This window comes from Photobacterium lipolyticum, assembly GCF_003026475.1.
GTDB classification, from domain to species: Bacteria; Pseudomonadota; Gammaproteobacteria; order Enterobacterales; family Vibrionaceae; genus Photobacterium; species Photobacterium lipolyticum.
Genome location: NZ_PYMC01000003.1, coordinates 65,073 through 84,065, shown reverse-complemented (window position 1 = coordinate 84,065; position 18,993 = coordinate 65,073). Strand labels below are relative to the sequence as shown.

The following is an 18,993-nucleotide window of genomic DNA, read 5'->3' as shown; positions in this document are numbered from 1 at the left end:
CTTGCTGAAATAGTCTAAGATGTTGATGAGACACCAATAACATTATATCGCTATCAATATTGTTCTGCCGTGGAGGATGCTATGTGGCAAGCCATTTCTCACCAGCTTTCAGAGGTATTAGGGATAACGTTCAAAATCACTGAACGAGAAGCCCTCGTCGGTGGTGATATTAATCAATGCTATTGTATTGGTGATGGTGAGGAACGTTTCTTTATCAAGCTAAATGACAAAGAGCAACTCGCAATGTTTGAAACCGAAGCTGAAAGCTTACGGATCCTCAATGAAGCAGATTGTGTACAAGTCCCACAATTTTTTCACGTTGGCACCTGCCGCGATAAGTCATTCATTATTCTCAACTACTTACCCACGAAAGCCATTGATAGCGATACGGCTTTTACCCTCGGCCAACAATTAGCCAAGTTGCACCAATGGGGAGAACAGGCAGAATACGGCTTTGATTTTGATAATTACGTCGGCATAACACCGCAGCCGAACAAGTGGCGCCGTCGTTGGTGTCGTTTTTTTGCTGAGCAACGCATCGCCTGGCAGCTTCAATTGTGTGAAGAGAAAGGCATCAAGTTCGGCAATATCGATACCATCACCGGTAATGTGATTGCGCTTTTGATGAACCACCAACCGAAGCCATCATTACTTCATGGCGATCTCTGGCACGGTAATACGGCACTCACCGTAACCGGTCCGCTCATCTTTGATCCGGCCACCTACTGGGGAGACAGAGAATGTGATATCGCGATGACTGAGCTCTTTGGTGGCTTCCCGGCCAGCTTTTATCAAGGCTACCAGTCTGTATGGCCTTTAGATGACGGGTATCAAGAGCGTCGCGATCTATATAACTTATACCATGTCTTAAACCACTGTAATCTGTTTGGTGGCGATTATTTAACTCAGGCCGAACACACAATAGAGAAGTTAGGTTTAACAAAGCCATAAGTTAACAAACTCACCGCTTTAATACCTGATATTTAATTCTTAGCTTGCATCGTAAGCTAAGAATTTTTATTTTATGGGACAATATTTTGTTGAGTACAAGTATACCCAAGCCACCTCAAGATGCAGGATTCAGAGTGAGTCCAGCGGGCTCAGTTCAAGAAAAATAACGGTAGGAATGGCTATTCCCTTTCAAGGTTATTTGACACGGAAATGGGCTCGCTGGCCCACTCCCAAAGGGCGAGTTTACTTGGCTTCTATGCGTTGTTACCGATTTTCAATTTAGAACCACTAGATCTTCAAATCGGTGTCTAGCCTAGTAGCCAAGTAATTCTCGCTGAAACGAGCATCTTGAGGTAGCTTGGGTATAATACCGATAGGTTTTACCACTGACGTTAGGAAAATCATGTTACAAGCTGCAGTATTTGATATGGATGGCCTGCTGGTCGACTCAGAACCTTTTTGGCAACAAGCACAAGTCGAAGTATTTTCTTCCTTAGGTGTCATTATTGAACAAAAAGAAACGTTACAAACCATGGGATTACGAATCGACCAGGTGGTTGAATTCTGGTTTGGCAAACAACCATGGCAAGGTCCAGACTGTGTAGCAGTCACGGCTACTATCGTGGAGCGTGTGAAAGAACTGGTTAAAGAGTACAAACCTGCGCTGCCCGGTGTTTTTGAAGCCATCAAAGCCTGTGAAGATATGGGATTAAAACTTGCCCTCGCCTCCTCTTCTCCGATGAACTTAATTACCGCGACGCTAGAAGCACTCGCATTAGAAGGTAAGTTTGAAGCCGTACTGTCAGCTGAACACCTTCGCTACGGTAAGCCTCACCCAGAAGTCTATATCAATGCCGCTGATGCACTTGGTATCGCGCCACAAGCCTGTGTCGCCTTTGAGGATTCAGTTAATGGGTTACTTGCCGCCAAAGCCGCACAAATGAAAGGTATTGCAATACCGGAAAAGGCCTATGCTGACGACCCACGCTGGGCCATCGCTGATTATAAACTTTCCTCGCTTCACGAAGTAAAGGCGTCGTTACTGCGCAGTCTATAAATTAGCAATATCCCTTCTTAGATGTAAAGATAATCCCGATTGTCTTTACATCAACTTATTGCCGATCCTGCCACAGGATATGTTCCCTTTTTGACATCTTATAAAATATTTCAGTTCTTATAACAAAAAAAATATCCAGTCAAAAAAGGATTATTTGAGACAGTCAGTCCATTAATTCATCGAAACTTCAAATCAACTCAAACTTCTTGGTTAATTCTCGGCAAAAACCAATACTTAACGCTACGATTTAGTTATACCTATTTATTATCAACTGAATTATCAGTTAGAAGAAAGAAATGCGTGAATATTATAGGGGTTATATGCCTGTAAACGCATTTTAAGGAGTACGCTATGAAGAACTATTCTGAGCAAAGTGTTGTTTGCCCACACTGCGGGCATAACATCAAAATCACTCTTGATACAAGCGGGGGTAGCCAAGAGTTTTATGATGAGTGCCCTGCGTGTTGTAATGCTATCCACCTGAATATGGAAGTCGATGAACTACACAAAACCATCAACTTATTTATTGATGCGGATGATGAGCAGATCTTTTAAATATCAAATTGTAATAGCATTACTCCTGTTTATACCCACCATTTTATATCCATATATAAATGGTAACCATTAGGTCTGCGCTTTAGGATTTATGGCGGGATGAAGCAAAAAGGGAAAAATAGTAATTGAATTCCCTTTTCCTTTAGAATTATCACTACTGTTAATTGGTAAGATCAGCAATCTCGGTAATAAATGCATTCACTATCGAAATGCATTTTTATTTCGCGGATTGACTCGCTAACACCCGCTCAACTGTATCAACCACAGCCTGGGTTTGTGGATCGACTTCAATATTGATCGCATCGCCCACTGAGCGCCATTGTAAGTTAGTACGCTGTAATGTCTCGGGAATTAAATTCACATTAAAAGTATTATCAACCACATCACCAATCGTCAGGCTGATCCCATCAATCCCGATATACCCTTTTGTAAACACATACTTCATCTGTGTTTGCGGCATTAAAAACCAAACCTGACGGTTATTTTCAGACACCACCACCTCTTTAACCACCGCAGTGCACATGATATGGCCGGACATGGAGTGGCCCCCTATCTCATCCCCAAACTTTGCGGCCCGTTCAACATTGACGCTATCACCTGCAGACAACAGGCCTAAATTAGTCACTTTCAACGTCTCTTGCATTAAATCAAAAGAGACTAAATCGTCATCCACTCCTGTAACCGTCAGGCAACAACCATTATGGGCAACAGATGCACCAAGTGTTAATCCGTCAGATAACCCTTGAGGCATTCGGATCACATGTGTCTGAAAGTTCTCTTTTTTTATGATTTTAATAACTTCAGCTGTGCCTTGAACAATTCCGGTGAACATGATCCTTCCTATATTGGTTGATGGCATTCTATTGATCGATATTATACCCAAACACCAAGCAGGAAAATAATCCCCGCAGGTAGACCGCCTCAAGATACAGTAATTTTCAACTTATCAGAATAACGATTGTCTCTGCGTATTGAATCGCTATAATTCAGCGCACACCTGCGGACATATTTCTCTGTATCCGATATACCTGCTTTCAGGAGCATTCTGTGCATAATTACCGGCGTGAAACACGTCAATTACTTAAGTTAGCAATCCCAGTACTCATCGCATCAGTCGCTCAAACATCGATGGGGTTTGTCGACACCGTAATGGCCGGCAGCGTAAGTGCCACTGACATGGCGGCGGTTTCTGTTGCGACCAGTGTCTGGTTACCCTCTATCCTGTTTGGTGTGGGCTTGCTGATCGCGTTGGTACCTATAGTTGCAACGCTTAATGGCTCGGGCAAGAAGCAAAAAATTCCATTTGAAGTACAACATGGTTTCATGTTGGCTGCCATTATATCCTTACCTATTATTTGGGTGCTCTACAATGCGGGCGCTCTGATAGACATGATGGATGTCGAAAAAGACCTCGCTGATAAAACCATTGGTTACCTGCATGCTGTATTATTTGCGGTTCCTGCCTTCCTCTTTTTTCAGACCCTTAAAAGTTTCTCTGAAGGCTTGTCTCTTACCATACCAGCGATGGTAATTGGCTTTATTGGCCTGGCTGCCAACATCCCACTTAACTGGATATTTGTATACGGTAAGTTCGGCGCACCTGCGCTGGGCGGGGTTGGCTGTGGTGTTGCAACAGCGATTGTGTATTGGTTAATGTTCTTTTCAATGCTGGTATACGTCAAACTGAACAAACGGTTAAACGCGATCGGGCTGTTTAACCATTGGCACAAACCACAGCTTTCAGCCATTTTTCGCCTTTTCAAACTGGGGTTGCCCGTGGCTGCCTCTATCTTCTTTGAAGTCTCCCTCTTTGCTGCCATCGCGCTGTTAATTTCACCGCTAGGTTCAATTACCGTAGCTGCACATCAGGTTGCAAGTAATTTCTCTGCACTGATCTTTATGATCCCGATGAGCCTGGGCGCGGCACTAAGCATTCGTGTTGGCCACCTACTCGGTCAAAAAGATCTAGAAGAAGCGAAGATTGCCTCTCGTTGTGGTTTATTAGTAGGACTGGTGATTGCAATGCTTACCGCACTGTTAACCGTGATATTCCGCGAACGAATCGCGCAGATGTATACCGACAACCCTGACGTTATCCTTATCGCGGGACAGCTCTTGTTCCTGGCTGCTATCTATCAGTGTACCGATGCGATACAGGTTGTAGCGGCAGGTGCTCTTCGCGGCTACAAAGATATGCGCGCTATCTTTATTCGCACCTTTATCGCCTACTGGATATTAGGCCTGCCTGTGGGTTATATTCTTGGTATGACTGACTGGATTGTTGGATCGATGGGGCCGCATGGTTTCTGGATTGGCAACATTGTCGGTCTGTCATCGGCCGCCTTAATGCTGGCAAGCCGTTTACGCTGGGTGCAACACCAGGGCAATGATTTCCAGATTGAAATGTCACTTCGATAGCAAAGTGTCAGTGCCGTTATTTATAAGGTGCCGTTCCGGCTGAAGCCTGTAGCCCGCCGCGCGTTGTGACACAGGGAACCGTTTAGATTGACAAACAGCGATTTGTCAATTTGTTTTGAAAAACGTTTTCTCAGAATCACACTTGTACGTTAGTCATAAGTAGGGAGAAATTATGGGCAACAATAAATACACGCCACCGAAAGTTTGGATTAATGCTACAAACGGCGGTAATAAATGGGCAAATATTAACCGCCCCGTTTCAGGTTCGACACATGACAAAGACTTACCTGTAGGTGAACACCTATTACAACTTTACTCCCTTGGTACACCTAACGGACAAAAAGTGACGATTCTTTTAGAAGAGCTATTAGCTTTAGGTATTAAGGAAGCTGAGTATGATGCTTATCTGATTAATATCGGAGAAGGTGAGCAATTTTCGTCAGGATTTGTTGAAGTAAACCCTAACTCAAAAATTCCGGCCCTCGTCGATAGGTCTGGCAATGAAAGAGTTAATGTCTTTGAATCAGCTTCAATTCTGGTTCATTTAGCAGAGAAATTTGGTCATTTTTTGCCAAATGAAGGAAATGCGAGAACTCAGACATTTAACTGGCTGTTTTGGGCGCAAGGTTCAGCCCCTTTCCTTGGCGGCGGGTTTGGACATTTTTACGCTTATGCTGATGAAAAGCAGGAATACCCTATCAATCGTTTTGCGATGGAAGCTAAACGCCAGTTAGATGTATTAGATAAGCAACTATCTAAACACACCTATGTAGCAGGTGAAGAGTACAGTATTGCAGATATGGCGATATGGCCGTGGTACGGTAATTTAGTGCTAGGTCATTTGTATGATGCCGCAGAGTTCTTACAAGTAGAAACATATACTAATGTTGTACGTTGGGCGAAAATGCTTGAAGAGAGAGAAGCGGTACAGCGCGGGCGCGTCGTAAACCGCTCCTGGGGCGAAGAATGGGAACAAGTTCCAGAACGTCATTCCGCTGAAGATATTGATAGCGTATTAAAATTACGCCCGTAATTGCACTTACTCTCATGTAGGCACATCACAACCAGGTTTTGCCTCTGGTTCGCAATTCAATTGTAATGTCTTATTCATTTATGTCCCCATAGAGTCAGCAGGTAATGCTGACTCGGTTTTCTTCTCTGCGTACACACCAGAGAAGAGTGCAGATATGCCAATCCACGTTTGATCCTTGCAAGATCAAAGTGGGATTATAAAACTGCCTGATGTATTCTTGTTGCAGAAAACACATGAAGAACAGCGCATTCCAACGTAAGCCGTTAATTGATTAATGCATTCATATGCAAGGGATGAGATATGAAAAAGAACAAAAATGATGCCAAGCTACTGAAAAAAGCCATGGAGCTAGGCATGGCATTTGCGAAGAAACAAGGGTATGGCGATCTCGAGAAAACCGTTTCATCAACTGAAAGAGTCGAATGTGTCTATCGCCTGTTGGTGGAATGCAAACAAATCACCCCGCTGGCAATCGATCAGGAAGACGGAGTAAATATGAAGCACAAGTTGGTGCTGTGGATTTCACGTCTGCTTCCGCCAGATCATGAATTGTTAAACTAATCTTCTTTTCCCATCAAAAAGGTCTGCAATGCAGACCTTTTTGATGTTTATACTCAGAAATACTGCTATTAATCAGCACATACCTAGCACCTAAACACAATGAAGAACCTGATTGGTATGTAACCCCTCGAATTTCACCAAAAATGGGTTCCTGATAACCGCCCGGTCAAAGCAGGAGTACTCACGGTAGTTAGTTGCTCTCCCCTGAAGCCATTTAAAAATAGGGATTGATTAACCGCTTGTATTTAATCATTAATGCCATTTTGTGCATGTACCAACACCAAACTGATTAATGTGCGAGCAAATAAACACTATTTAAGAAAAAAGCGACCTCAAACACTTGCGCCTAATAGTTCGAGTCGCTACTATTCCTTTCGTTCCCGAGACGGAACATCAAGAAAGAACGTAAATAAAGCTCGCTTAGCTCAGTTGGTTAGAGTACTTGCATGACATGCAAGGTGTCACTGGTTCGAGTCCAGTAGCGAGCACCAAAATTCAGATAGCACGCAACAGCTTGTTATCACACAGTACAAATTGCTCGCTTAGCTCAGTTGGTTAGAGTACTTGCATGACATGCAAGGTGTCACTGGTTCGAGTCCAGTAGCGAGCACCAAAATTCAGATAACATGCAACAGCTTGTTATCACACAGTACAAATTGCTCGCTTAGCTCAGTTGGTTAGAGTACTTGCATGACATGCAAGGTGTCACTGGTTCGAGTCCAGTAGCGAGCACCAAATTCAGATAGCATGCAACAGCTTGTTATCGCAAAGTACAATTTGCTCGCTTAGCTCAGTTGGTTAGAGTACTTGCATGACATGCAAGGTGTCACTGGTTCGAGTCCAGTAGCGAGCACCAAATTCAAAAGCCTGTTCTTAGAACAGGCTTTTTTTGTGCCTGCCGTTTAATGATCTTGCCGTAAACATAGGTTATTTCAATTGCTGCCCGCTTTTTTTAGAATTTGTTGTTCTATCATTATACCAATCTGGACTATTCTTCTGACTGGTATTACCTCATGACTTTTATTTCCGATATTGTTTCCAGCTACGTCCATCAAGCCTGCGTGTCTGAAATTAAGCAAATGGCGATGCTGAGTGCCCGGGTGGAAGGAGCTGTCTCACTCGCATGGGGATTGCCATCTTTCAGAACGCCAGACTACATCCGTAACGGGGTTATAAAGCGGCTCAGTGAAGATCCTGATGCCGGGAAATACACCCTGCCAGATGGTCTGCCGGAATTCCGTGATTTGGTTGTTCAAAAACACCTCGCAGAGACAGGGATCAACGTCTCTGCCGATAGCAACGTCATGATCACTGCGGGCAATATGCAGGGGTTGAATACAATGTTTCACACCATGCTCGATCCCGGTGATGAAATCATTCTGACCGATCCATGCTTCGCATCCCATATCCAACAGATCATTCTGTTTAACGGCAAAGCCGTTTACTGGCCTTTGGATGAGAGCAACAACTGGAGTCTGGATATTGATCGGTTACCGGCATTAATTACCGATAAAACCCAGGCCATCGTGCTGGTATCACCTTCAAACCCGACGGGTAAAATATTTACCGTACAGGAATTGCTGCAGGTGGGAGAAATAGCCAGACAACACGATATTCTGGTCATCATTGATGATCCCTACAGTAGTTTTACCTATGAAAACCGCAACAAATTTTTCAATCTTGCCAGCGTCGAACGCTATAAAGAGCATGTCGTCTACCTGCATTCATTTTCCAAAGCCTATGCCATGAGCGGGTGGCGTCTTGGTTATATGATCATGCCGGAAGAGCTCAAGCGGGAGGCGATGAAGGTGCACGATGCGACCATGATCTGTGCCCCGCGCATTTCTCAGCTGGCTGGTATCGCCGCCCTCTCCCGGCCTTCAATCCATAAACAAGAATTTGAAACCATACTGAATAAACGCCGCAATTTGATGGTTGAGCGGCTGGAAAATATACCCCATATTTTTTCCTGGCAAAAACCGGAAGGCGCCTATTATATGTTCCCCAAAATTCTGGTGGATCATACCGACTCAAAATCCTTTGCGATTGATCTGCTATACAACGCCAAAGTGACGGTAACACCGGGAAGCGCCTTTGGCCCCTCGGGTGAAAGCCATGTTCGCATGGCCTACTGCGTTGATGAAGAGACAATCAACATTGCCTTCGACCGGATAGAAAAGTACTTTTCTGACCGATGATTCATCGCCGGATGAACAATCCGTCTTGTTTTGTATACAAAGTGCCGCTGCTTTTATTCTTGTCGTTTAAATAAATGCCTATTTTCATGAACTGGTTTTTCCCGTTACCTGTTGAATGTCTATACTTAAATCGGTCACCGAAAGGATGCAGTTCTAACTGGTTGTCTGATGCAAATACGCGCGGCGACGTGACATAAGAAAAATACAGGCAAATAAGCGGAGTTAACCATGAAAGACCAACTTAAAGAAAAAATCGATCTATCCCGAGAAAAAATTCGGGAAGTAACTAATAAAATTGAGGACAAATCTGAGGAGTTTTCTGCCGATACCAAAAAGTTGTGGCAGCAAGCCAAAGACCGGCTCTCAGAAATTAACGGAAAACTCGGTGAAGCTTCAAATCATCTGGCCAGCAAAAAAGATGACGCAGCCCTGCAAGCCCATCTCGCCGCCATGGAGGCACATGACAAATGGCAGAAAATCAGCGACTCTTTTGACGATTTTGAAAAAATAACCCATAAAAAAGTCCGTGAGGCAAAAGGCGAACTAGATCACGCCGCACTGCAAAGCCACCTCGCTAAGATGAATGTCGAAGACTTTATGGAGGCAAAAGGAAATAGCATCGTCCATGATTTTAAAGTTTCACAAAAAAAGATTGAAAATACCACAATGGCTTCCTTAAAGGATATGGAAGACTACTTTAGCAAAATAGCTAAAAAATTTAGTCGTGATAGTTAATCGCTGTATCAGCCAGTCCGTTGTCATCTGGAACAGCGAGTTCATGAAGACGTCATACATATTCCAGGCGTAAATGCCTACTACAGCAATTTTACGGGTAGTTACGCCGGATTTAACCAGCCAGCCACTATGTCAACTAATGACCAACAATCTGAGTAAATCTGAATTTTACCCTAAATACATTCGTGACATTCATCACGTTACCTTGCTAAAATCCCGCCGTTTTCTATCTTTCCCCCGAGGCGGCTATGACCAGTAAAAGTCTACTTACCAATATTTTATCCTTGTTGATTTTGCTTGTGGGTTATCTTACTAACCAGCAGGTTGTGATGTTCTGCGGCTTGTTCGCTTTTTCAGGCGCATTAACCAACTGGCTTGCCATTCATATGCTGTTTGAGAAAGTGCCGGGGCTTTATGGTTCGGGCGTGATCCCTGCCCGCTTTGAAGAATTCAAACTCGGCATTAAGACGATGATGATGGAGCAGTTCTTTACCCAAGAGAACGTCGATCGCTTCTTGACCAATGAAATGGCCAACCCGGTTCAGCTCGATCTTCAGCCTGTTATTGAGAAGATTGATCTTAGCCCGACGTTTGATTCGCTGATTGAAGTGATCATGAACTCCTCTTTCGGCGGCATGTTGGTGATGATGGGCGGCGAAGAAGCGTTACAGCCGCTCAAACAACCTTTTATCGAAAAAATGCAGGAATCAATTACTGAGATCAGCCAGAAAGATAGCTTTAAACAAGCGCTAAAAGATCAGTTAGAACAACCGGCAATGTTCAACGAGATCCAATCCACCATTGAAGAGATTATCGATCAGCGCCTGAATGAACTGACGCCTCAGTTAGTTAAAGAAATGGTGCAAAAGATGATCCGCGAACACCTTGGCTGGCTGGTGATCTGGGGCGGTGTACTGGGCGGCGCTATCGGTATACTCTCGGCGCTGATCACCGCATAAGTTCGGGTATTCCCCTTGATGACAAAACGCCGCCTCACGGGTGTGGGGCGGCGTTTTTTTATGTGGCATTAATTTAACTCACTCAATTTACGACGAGTCAATATTAGGACAATCAATATTTAATTTAACAAGCAGTTATTAGGTGAATGTCATATTTGTATAATAAAACTTCACCTTACCTACAAATCTTATGCGTCACACCTCAAAACCCATGCTATATATTCCTGCCTAACAAGCCATACAAAAAACCAGTTTAAACTCGAATCTTCCACTCGAATACTTAACATTTTTATTGAGGTAACTTCAACAGCACAAAATTTTGAACAGTGGTTAATTCTCGTCTCCAATGAATTCACACATAACGGAGGACATGCCAACCACCGAACAAAGCAATCAGACATAAATCGATATTTATTAATATACAACAAACTGTTAACCACTTTGATTAATACTGTTCTTCTCTATCAACTTTTTAACCGCAGTCTAAAAATCACAACTCAGATGTGCAGCATAGCCAACCTTGAACATCAGAAAGTGAAGTAGCTAATTTATCGATACATAAATCAGAACATGCGCTATCAAGCATGTCTTCATTTTTAGTCAATATCGCTAATTTAAGCGGAATTTACTTATCACAAGTTTTACAACAAACACATATCAGAACTAACAGGAGATAATAATGAGAAAAATGTTTAAGGGCTCAGCCTGTGCTCTTGCTCTGCTGGCACAACCCGTTTGGGCCGTCGAGCACACAGACGCAACGGTTTTTGACAAGCAAGTCATCCGTTTTGATCAAATGATTGATGCCGTTTCTTCCGCTACGCCAACACAGGGCGATAAATATTTCTCGATGACGACCAGAAGTAGTAATAGCGCAGTCTTTGAAGCTAAACTTTCATCGTTGACCATGGGCAAGATAAAAATGGCTGATGGGAATATCTATAACCGTATTATGCTACCAGACGGCGGCAGCCCGGCAGAACCAGGTAAACCCAATCTGACAGGTTACCGACAAATGGTTCGCATTCCTGAAGGTGCACAACTGGATATTGCAATTGATGAGGTTGAGTGGTCTGAAACATTTAGCGATATCACCGTCGATCCGGTTCAATTGCCCTTCCCTGACGTTGTCACAATGGATGGTGAACGACCTGACCAACACATGCCATTCGTTAAAGATGAGGCTGCTTACGGCCTCTTAACTGATAGTAAAAGCCCACTGGTTACCGTGGTAGAAACAATCCGTGTGCGAGGCAAAAGCTATGCGGTAATTTCATATCGACCAATTGAATTTAATCCGATTGAAAAAACCGTTCGTTTTGCGCAAAAAGTACGTTTTCATGTGAACTATGTTCTGCCAGAAAACAGTCAGCGAAAAGCCAAGCGCAAAGACACGCTAGATTTTGATGCACCGACAGATTCCATCATCGACATTCGTTCTGAAACGACGAAAGAGTCAGAAGAGGTTTTTACCCCTGCCCAGCCAGAGACTAATTCGACAATTACTCCGTCTCAGGCTGCGGATTACTTGATCATTACCGCTGACCGATTCAAAGACGCCATTGAGCCACTTGCGGCATGGAAACGTAAAAAGGGCTATAACGTTTATGTTGCACCTATTACTGAAACCGGCAGCACTCAGGCTCAGATCAAAGAATACATAGCCAATGCGTATAAAAAAGGAACAATGACCTCCTATGTTCTTTTTGTCGGTGATCATGAAGATGTTCCGGCCTGGGAAATCGTCGGTCATGGTTATCATGGCACGGATCATAAGTGGCACACCGATTTCGAGTACACCCTGGTTGATGGCTCCGATAAATACCCAGATCTGGTGATCGGCCGCTTACCTGGTGATACCGAAGATCAGATCACTAACATGGTCAATCGAACATTAAATTATGAAAAAACACCATTTGATTCAGATCGTTACAGCCACGCCCTACTGGCGGGTCAGTATCAGGACAGCAATAATAATAGAAAAGCCGATCGAATGTTTATGGAAGATCTTCACCGGGTGGCCGACTTCCTCGGGCCAGATTATAACTTCTTCGGCAGTCCCGGCGACCTGTTTAACAAAGGCTATCAAATCCACACAGCACTGCAGTGGGACGCCGATCTAACGAAAGAACTTCAATATGGTGGATGGGACTACGGCAGCGCAAGGATAACACCGCCGTTGACGGTTCCCCAAGAGTGGAAAAATCAGGGGAATGGTGACAAGGTTCAAATCGCTGCAGCGATTAACCAAGGCGTCGGGCTAGTTATGCACCGAGATCATGGTTATGCCGATGGCTCTGGCTGGGCAGATCCGCAATATACCGCTTCGGAAGTCAACGAACTGGTCAACGGTAACATGTCGCCAGTCGTGTTTAGCCTTAACTGTGCGACCGGCTGGTTTGACGGTAAAGATTCATTTGCAGAATCTTGGATGCGTAATCCTAACGGTGGCGCAGTAGGCTTTACCGGTGCTGTACGTGTCAGCTATTCCGGTTACAACGATCTTATGCACGCCGCCGTTATGGATAGCTTCTGGGACGATTACGACGGCAATTGGTCCAGCAATATTTACCCTGTTTCATGGCGTCCGGCAATGGCAATGAACCGTGCCAAGCACCGCCTGTTCAACCACTTTGGGGCCCAAGGCCTGGCACTTTCAACAGCTCGTTTCTTCAGCTGGTTTGGCGATCCTGAACTGGAATTACGAACCCAACGCCCGCAAGAACTGACGGTGACTCACCCAACACGCTTTACCCACGAAAGCGTTGCATCATTTGATGTCACCGTTCGCAGCGGCGGCGAACTGTTAAAAGATGCACGCGTTGCACTGGTTACCGTATCGGGTGAATCCCATGTGGCCACCACGGATCAAAACGGACTTGCACATTTTGAACTAAAAACCAATGAAGCAATGACCCTAACGGTCACTGAGCACAATGCAGCGGCCTATGAAGGCCAGATTACCGTTGAAGGTAATGGCCCTAAAGCCAATGTTCAATCAGGTCAAACCGTTGAAGCTGGCGACTGGTTTTTCTTAGACGGACGCCAATCTGTCGCGTCTAAAGGAAGACTTCGTTATCAATGGACACAGACTTCAGGACAAAACGTTGCTATCAATCGAGCATACTCGAGCAGAGCCTGGGTCCAAACAGCAGAAAATAACACCCGTGATGAAACTCTGGTGTTCAAACTAACGGTAACTGACGGATCTGGTTTAAGTCATTCAGCCTCGCACACCGTGGTTGTAAAAGCACCTGCGAGCAAAGCTAATCTCGCACCTGTCGCACAAGCAGGTTCAGATCAAACGGCCTCATTTAATCAATGGATCACTCTAAACGGCAGACAATCAATGGATCCTGATGGTTCCATCGTGAGCTATAAGTGGACTCAGATCGAAGGCCCGAGTGTAAGAATTGATTATTCGGATAACAGCTACGCCTATGCTGCAACACCTGCATTCGATGCAACGTTAAAATTCCAATTAACAGTCACCGATAATGAAGGTAAGAGTAGTTCGGCTGTACAGAGCGTGATTGTGAAAGATCCTGAAGTTCCGTCTAACCAGGCCCCAGTGGCGCATGCAGGTTCTGAACAAACAGCTGCGTTTAATCAATGGATCGCGCTAGACGGCAGGAAATCAAGCGACTCTGATGGTTCCATCGTAAGTTATAAATGGACTCAGATCGAAGGCCCAGCAGTACGGATTGACCATTCAGATGGCCACTACGCCTATGCTGCAGCACCGGCATTCGAGACAACGCTAACATTCAAATTAACAGTGACGGATAATGAAGGCATGCAATCTTCATCGACCAATACTATCCATGTTAAATAAGGTATAAAATTGGAACCTGGTCTGACAGTTAGCAACCTTCGGGACACTGACTGTCGGGTTATGGTCGAGTTGGGCACACCGTCCAGCTCGACGCGTAACTGCTCTTTGTTAGAATTCTATAAACGCATCATGGAAAAACTCGAACAACGAATTCTGATTCATTCGCTCACGCAGAGCAACTTGCATTTTTCTCACTATTGTCCACTCCGAGATTTCATCTTCCAGCATCCCCACTTCTTGATTTAGTTTGCTAGCGTATTGGTAAATTGACTTCTCTCTTGACGCTTTATTACCACCACCAAACTTTCGCCAAATCTCACTTTTAATTTCGGAGCCGTATTGAAGTTGGTTGAAAGCATGATTGAGCTGATCAATTTTGTCTTTTAGCTAGCCGTTTGCTTTTGATCCATCAAGCGAATCATATGTTGAATATTGGGGTTCGATAACGTTGCATTAAGCTCTAATGAGCGCATCAGATAACGTAAAACAACAACAGGACGCGTGCGTCCTGATTTTTCCATGAACCTACCGTTGCTGCCTCTTCTGCCGATACTCTTCCATCGATACAACGTTATCTGCAGGTTGTTCGGGCTCGGGCCGATCTAGCAGCGGATTTGGTACAGTTAAAAATCAACACGCTACAGCCTCCACTGAACCACAGAAGGTGTCACACAATTTCCACAGAGTGCTGTTGCTTTCATCCAGACTAATCTTGTTTGGGTGAATAAGAGTTCGGCTCGTATTGACTGTCATGGCTATTTTTACGTACTTCGAATGAGATAAAATTAGGCAGAATTATCGCTTAGTTTGATATAGATGCGTATTCCCTCCTTTCTCGTTGGTATCTAACGTCTTATCGCAGCATTTATTTTAATAACAAAACATCCCCCCTCGACAACGAAGCGACGCCTCACAGATATGAGGCGGCGTTTTTATATAATAAATTTACGATATTCCGGCCGTAACGCTTTAAAAAGCGGCCGTTTATCACTTTCACTCGCCATTTCATCCGTTTTCATTGATGTCACCATGATTTGCGCCATAATACTGGATATACAGACAGCAGATTAGTGAGGTGCCGATGAAAACCATAACTACCGTAATGCCCCATGCTGGTGTTTTCTTTACACTTCACAGTGAACTGCAATAAGTGGCTAATTTCAGCACCCATTTGAACTGTGCGGCTATCGCCAGTGGTCTTGCGGCGACGACATTGTTGTCAGCAGGCAATATCCAGCCGATCACCGCCTTATGGCTCGCTTTCCTAGGCTCGATTGGGGGGCTGCTACCCGATATTGACTCAGACAACTCAACATCAATGATAACGTTATTCGGACTATTGGCGGGGATCTGCAGCTTTGTGATGGTGTGCCATATTTACCCGCGTGTCACTATGCTGGAATTGATCCTGTATGCGGTGTCACTCTATGCTTTTATCCGCTTCAGTGCCAAATCAGTGTTTGAAAAAGTCACCATACATCGTGGTTGCTGTCATTCGTTGGCGTTTGTTGTATTGCTGGGGATGTGTATTGTTTGCTTAGCCAGTTTGATGGGGTATAGCGAGAACACCAGCTGGCTATCTGGTCTCTTTGTAACCGCAGGTGGCGTATTGCATCTTGTTTTAGATGAAATCTGTAGTGTCGATCTGGCAAACAGGAAGATCAAGTCATCGTTTGGCACTGCGCTGAAAATTATTTCACGTCGAAACCCGGTGATAAGTCTGGCTCAAATCGCGGCTATTATCGCGCTGTGCGTATCGGCCCCATCCTATGACTCAACACTGAGCTTACTCGCAGATTGGCAACAGTTTCAGTTCCGTCCGGCGTGGCTGGATTTAAAAACCGTCTTGTATTGCCTGCGTGATTTTCTTAACTCAACTGGCGATATTTTAAAGGATTATCACATACCGTTTGATGCTGGCTACTCACAGCAGACACCTTTTGGTTTGGGTATAGCAATCGGTAATAGGCGGCTGAATTCGTTTTCCGGAAGCGGTTTGGAAAATAGGTAACCCTGTCCATAATCACACCCGGCGGCAGTCAGTAAGACTCGCTGCTCCTCGGTTTCGATCCCTTCGGCCACCACTTTCATGCCAAGAGTGTGTGCCATAACGATGATCGCCTCACACAGTGCCATATCATCCGAATTCGCTTTAAGATTACACACAAACGATTGATCAATCTTGATATTGTCGATGTGAAACTTTTTGATATAGGACAGAGACGAATAACCGGTACCAAAATCATCAAGTGAGACCTGAATACCGGCATCACGAAACGCAAGCAGCTTGTCCGTTACAGTTTTACTGGCATCGAGCAGCAGACCTTCAGTGATCTCGACAATAACAGCCTGTCCGGGCAGACCGAGTGCTTGCAGATGTTTCAGCCAGCAGGAGATATCGCTTGCCCCGTCACGGAACTGCACCGGGGACTTATTGATACTGATCTGAAAGTCACGATGGTGCGATGCACGCCAGCGAGCGGTCTGATGTGCAGCCTGGCGGAATACCCAGTCACCGATCTCGACAATTATGCCCGTTTCTTCGGCAACTGGGATAAAGTCAGCAGGACTTACCAAGCCGAGATCGGGGTGCTGCCAGCGAATTAATGCCTCGGCTTTGCTGATGTGACCTGTCGCCAGATCAACGATTGGTTGATAGTGAAGCTGTAACTGGTCATTTTTAAGTGCTTGACGTAAATCGTTTGCAAGTTGCCGCCGGTGTTGTGCTTCTTCCTGCATTGATGCAGTAAAATAGTGATAACGGTTACGCCCTTGCTCCTTGGCCGAATACATCGCTTGATCGGCATTTTTCAGCAGAGTTTCAGCTTCCTCCCCGTCTTCGGGATAGAGGGTAATACCAATGCTGGGGGTAATATAGACGGTTTCAACACCTAGCGAGAAAGGCGCAGAGAATTCGTGCAGAATATTTTGTGCCACACGCTCAACACCCTGTGGATTCTTCAGTTCACTGAGGATCACGGTAAACTCATCCCCCCCAAGCCGCGATACCATATCGGTTTCTCGTACACAGTTGCGCAGGCGCTGCGCGGCATCTTTGAGCAGCTGATCACCCATATTATGGCCAAGGGTATCGTTCACTTTCTTAAAGTGGTCAAGATCAAGAAACAGCAAAGCCATAGGTAAGGTGGTACGGTGTGCCTTCTTCTTTTCCAGATCCAGCCGTTCAAGAAACATACGACGATTGGGCAGCCCGGTTAAGAAATCAAAGTTAGCTTGGGTCCAGATAATTTCTTCAGATTTTTTCTTGTCTGTAATATCGGACAACAGTGCAACCCGACGATGGATCGTCCCATCGGGACTGTAAATGGAGTTTATTGTCAGCAAGGCAATATAAGTTTCACCATTCTTATGGCGGCTTTTAATCTCCCCCTGCCAGTGGCCTGTCGTATTTAAGGCATAATACATGCCTTGATAAACCCCTTTATCCTGCTGGTTAGATGCCAGAATTTTGGGGTTCTTTCCTTTGATTTCATCAAGCGAGTAACCCGTCATTTCCGTAAACGCGGGGTTGGTGGTGATAATATCCCCGTAGCTGTCAGTGACGACCATTGCCTCGCTGCTGTTTTGATAAACCATGGAGGCCAATTGCATCGATTCTTCCGCATGTTTTCGATCGGAGGTATCTAACATACCGGCAATCACAAACTGGACTTTCCCGTCGACCCGGTAGCAAGTAATCGTCATATGGACATAAACGATATCTCCATCCTTACGGATAAAACGTTTGTCTAATGAATAACCGTCGCTTTCGCCCCTCAGCATACAATCAAACTGCTCCAAATCAAGCTGCAGATCGTCGGGGTGACTTAGCTCAGGCCAGGTCCGCCGAAGCAGCTCTTCCTCGCTATAGCCGAGCATTTCACAAAGTCGCGGGTTTACCCGCAACCAGCTTTTCTCTGGATGGGTGATGGCAATCCCGATGTTGCCCAAATCGAATTGAGAACGGAACAGGAACTCACTTTCCTGTAAAGCGGCAGCAGTCTGGTCACGCTGGAGGCGTCGGGCAAACAGCATCCCCAGAGCAACTGTTATCAAAGGGTAAATCAGTAATACCGGAAGGGTAATGTTAGACAATACCTTGAGCGCAACGTCCCAGGGCAAAGTAAACATCAGCGCCAGCATTACCCCATGGATAACGATGCCGAACAGGTAAATTTCACGGGCCGATAACTCTGACAACGGACGCTGACGATAATAGTGCCAGGCGATGCCCAATAAGCCTGAAGCGGTGATCACCGTAACCCCGGTGATTGCTGCATCGCCCCCCTGGAAAAGGCGTAGTATTGCGGTCATCACCATAGCAATTAAAGTAGGAACTGCGCCAAAAAAAAGTCCGGAGATCCCAAGCAGCACCGAGCGGGTATCAAAGACAATACCTGGCGCATACTGCCATGGTGTAAGCATGATGATAATACCAATCACCCCCAGAGCAATACCCGTGAGTACAGTCCAGAGTGGATCGAATGCGGCACGACTGCGGCTGGTTGCCATGTCATAGATAAAAAACATTGCCAGTAATAATGCGGCATTGTGCGTCAGTGCGAGAAAACCAGCATTGTTCATGTATATTGTTGTCTCTTGTTCATTTGCTGCTGTTATGCATTTATATTTCCATATACGTAAACTGCATAATAACAACGCAAAGCAAGCGTTGATATAACTCTTTGTTG

At 45.0% G+C, this 18,993-nt stretch carries 14 protein-coding genes and 4 tRNA genes; 15 read left to right on the top strand and 3 right to left on the bottom strand.

What is annotated here, in order from left to right; translation table 11 throughout:
* The first annotated feature begins 81 nt into the window (after positions 1 to 81).
* The 3 genes from C9I89_RS05620 (at position 82) to C9I89_RS05610 (ending at position 2,563) form a co-directional block, all read left to right on the top strand.
* On the top strand, positions 82 to 951 hold the full coding sequence (locus C9I89_RS05620) for a fructosamine kinase family protein (protein ID WP_107282378.1): 870 nt from the start codon (positions 82 to 84) through the stop codon (positions 949 to 951).
* 403 nt (positions 952 to 1,354) lie between these two features.
* Entirely contained in the window at positions 1,355 to 2,008 is a 654-nt protein-coding gene (hxpB, locus tag C9I89_RS05615) for a hexitol phosphatase HxpB (RefSeq protein ID WP_107282377.1), read from the top strand.
* Positions 2,009 to 2,359: 351 nt separating this feature from the next.
* The gene (locus tag C9I89_RS05610) at positions 2,360 to 2,563 is read left to right on the top strand and encodes a CPXCG motif-containing cysteine-rich protein (RefSeq protein ID WP_107282376.1); all 204 of its coding nucleotides are present in this window, start codon (positions 2,360 to 2,362) and stop codon (positions 2,561 to 2,563) included.
* 217 nt (positions 2,564 to 2,780) lie between these two features.
* On the opposite strand, the gene C9I89_RS05605 is transcribed toward C9I89_RS05610, so the two are convergent.
* Positions 2,781 to 3,395, bottom strand: coding sequence for a riboflavin synthase subunit alpha (locus tag C9I89_RS05605; protein ID WP_107282375.1), 615 nt, complete (start codon positions 3,393 to 3,395; stop codon positions 2,781 to 2,783).
* 215 nt (positions 3,396 to 3,610) lie between these two features.
* Between C9I89_RS05605 and C9I89_RS05600 the strand changes: the two genes are divergently transcribed.
* The 11 genes from C9I89_RS05600 (at position 3,611) to C9I89_RS05550 (ending at position 14,302) form a co-directional block, all read left to right on the top strand.
* Positions 3,611 to 4,981 (top strand): MATE family efflux transporter, encoded by a 1,371-nt coding sequence (locus C9I89_RS05600; protein WP_107282374.1) that lies wholly within the window; start codon positions 3,611 to 3,613, stop codon positions 4,979 to 4,981.
* A 172-nt stretch (positions 4,982 to 5,153) separates the two neighbouring features.
* The gene (yghU, locus tag C9I89_RS05595) at positions 5,154 to 6,014 is read left to right on the top strand and encodes a glutathione-dependent disulfide-bond oxidoreductase (RefSeq protein ID WP_107282373.1); all 861 of its coding nucleotides are present in this window, start codon (positions 5,154 to 5,156) and stop codon (positions 6,012 to 6,014) included.
* Positions 6,015 to 6,314: 300 nt separating this feature from the next.
* Positions 6,315 to 6,575 (top strand): DUF5062 family protein, encoded by a 261-nt coding sequence (locus tag C9I89_RS05590; protein ID WP_107282372.1) that lies wholly within the window; start codon positions 6,315 to 6,317, stop codon positions 6,573 to 6,575.
* Positions 6,576 to 6,989: 414 nt separating this feature from the next.
* A tRNA-Val gene (locus tag C9I89_RS05585) sits at positions 6,990 to 7,066 on the top strand.
* A 45-nt stretch (positions 7,067 to 7,111) separates the two neighbouring features.
* Positions 7,112 to 7,188: transfer RNA gene (locus C9I89_RS05580), tRNA-Val, on the top strand.
* Positions 7,189 to 7,233: 45 nt separating this feature from the next.
* Positions 7,234 to 7,310, top strand: a tRNA-Val gene (locus tag C9I89_RS05575).
* 44 nt (positions 7,311 to 7,354) lie between these two features.
* Positions 7,355 to 7,431 (top strand) — tRNA-Val (locus C9I89_RS05570).
* A 157-nt stretch (positions 7,432 to 7,588) separates the two neighbouring features.
* Complete coding sequence (locus tag C9I89_RS05565) at positions 7,589 to 8,773, top strand: pyridoxal phosphate-dependent aminotransferase (protein ID WP_107282371.1); 1,185 nt, start codon at positions 7,589 to 7,591, stop codon at positions 8,771 to 8,773.
* Positions 8,774 to 9,001: 228 nt separating this feature from the next.
* A complete protein-coding gene (locus tag C9I89_RS05560) occupies positions 9,002 to 9,508 on the top strand; it encodes a hypothetical protein (protein ID WP_107282370.1) in 507 nt (168 codons plus the stop codon).
* A 248-nt stretch (positions 9,509 to 9,756) separates the two neighbouring features.
* Positions 9,757 to 10,467, top strand: coding sequence for a DUF445 family protein (locus tag C9I89_RS05555; protein ID WP_107282369.1), 711 nt, complete (start codon positions 9,757 to 9,759; stop codon positions 10,465 to 10,467).
* A 679-nt stretch (positions 10,468 to 11,146) separates the two neighbouring features.
* Complete coding sequence (locus C9I89_RS05550; protein WP_245905412.1) at positions 11,147 to 14,302, top strand: C25 family cysteine peptidase; 3,156 nt, start codon at positions 11,147 to 11,149, stop codon at positions 14,300 to 14,302.
* A 383-nt stretch (positions 14,303 to 14,685) separates the two neighbouring features.
* Here C9I89_RS05550 and C9I89_RS22420 read toward each other — a convergent pair whose 3' ends face one another.
* Positions 14,686 to 14,823 carry a hypothetical protein gene (locus C9I89_RS22420; protein WP_170107627.1) on the bottom strand — a complete coding sequence of 46 codons (138 nt, stop codon included), beginning with the start codon at positions 14,821 to 14,823 and terminating at the stop codon, positions 14,686 to 14,688.
* A gap of 629 nt (positions 14,824 to 15,452) precedes the next feature.
* Between C9I89_RS22420 and C9I89_RS05545 the strand changes: the two genes are divergently transcribed.
* Positions 15,453 to 16,313, top strand: a complete 861-nt coding sequence (locus C9I89_RS05545) for a metal-dependent hydrolase (RefSeq protein ID WP_107282368.1) — start codon at positions 15,453 to 15,455, stop codon at positions 16,311 to 16,313.
* Here the strand turns inward: C9I89_RS05545 and C9I89_RS05540 are convergent.
* Positions 16,223 to 18,886, bottom strand: coding sequence for an EAL domain-containing protein (locus C9I89_RS05540; protein WP_107282367.1), 2,664 nt, complete (start codon positions 18,884 to 18,886; stop codon positions 16,223 to 16,225). The two genes, C9I89_RS05545 and C9I89_RS05540, sit on opposite strands and share 91 nt — an antisense overlap.
* Between the last annotated feature and the right edge of the window lie 107 nt (positions 18,887 to 18,993).

Excerpts from the sequence above, each read along its gene's own strand:
- C9I89_RS05620 (WP_107282378.1), top strand. The coding sequence starts at position 82 with ATGTGGCAAGCCATTTCTCACCAGCTTTCAGAGGTATTAGGGATAACG.
- hxpB (WP_107282377.1), top strand. The coding sequence starts at position 1,355 with ATGTTACAAGCTGCAGTATTTGATATGGATGGCCTGCTGGTCGACTCA.
- C9I89_RS05610 (WP_107282376.1), top strand. The coding sequence starts at position 2,360 with ATGAAGAACTATTCTGAGCAAAGTGTTGTTTGCCCACACTGCGGGCAT.
- C9I89_RS05605 (WP_107282375.1), bottom strand. The coding sequence starts at position 3,395 with ATGTTCACCGGAATTGTTCAAGGCACAGCTGAAGTTATTAAAATCATA.
- yghU (WP_107282373.1), top strand. The coding sequence starts at position 5,154 with ATGGGCAACAATAAATACACGCCACCGAAAGTTTGGATTAATGCTACA.
- C9I89_RS05590 (WP_107282372.1), top strand. The coding sequence starts at position 6,315 with ATGAAAAAGAACAAAAATGATGCCAAGCTACTGAAAAAAGCCATGGAG.
- C9I89_RS05565 (WP_107282371.1), top strand. The coding sequence starts at position 7,589 with ATGACTTTTATTTCCGATATTGTTTCCAGCTACGTCCATCAAGCCTGC.
- C9I89_RS05560 (WP_107282370.1), top strand. The coding sequence starts at position 9,002 with ATGAAAGACCAACTTAAAGAAAAAATCGATCTATCCCGAGAAAAAATT.
- C9I89_RS05555 (WP_107282369.1), top strand. The coding sequence starts at position 9,757 with ATGACCAGTAAAAGTCTACTTACCAATATTTTATCCTTGTTGATTTTG.
- C9I89_RS05550 (WP_245905412.1), top strand. The coding sequence starts at position 11,147 with ATGAGAAAAATGTTTAAGGGCTCAGCCTGTGCTCTTGCTCTGCTGGCA.
- C9I89_RS22420 (WP_170107627.1), bottom strand. The coding sequence starts at position 14,823 with ATGGAAAAATCAGGACGCACGCGTCCTGTTGTTGTTTTACGTTATCTG.
- C9I89_RS05540 (WP_107282367.1), bottom strand. The coding sequence starts at position 18,886 with ATGAACAATGCTGGTTTTCTCGCACTGACGCACAATGCCGCATTATTA.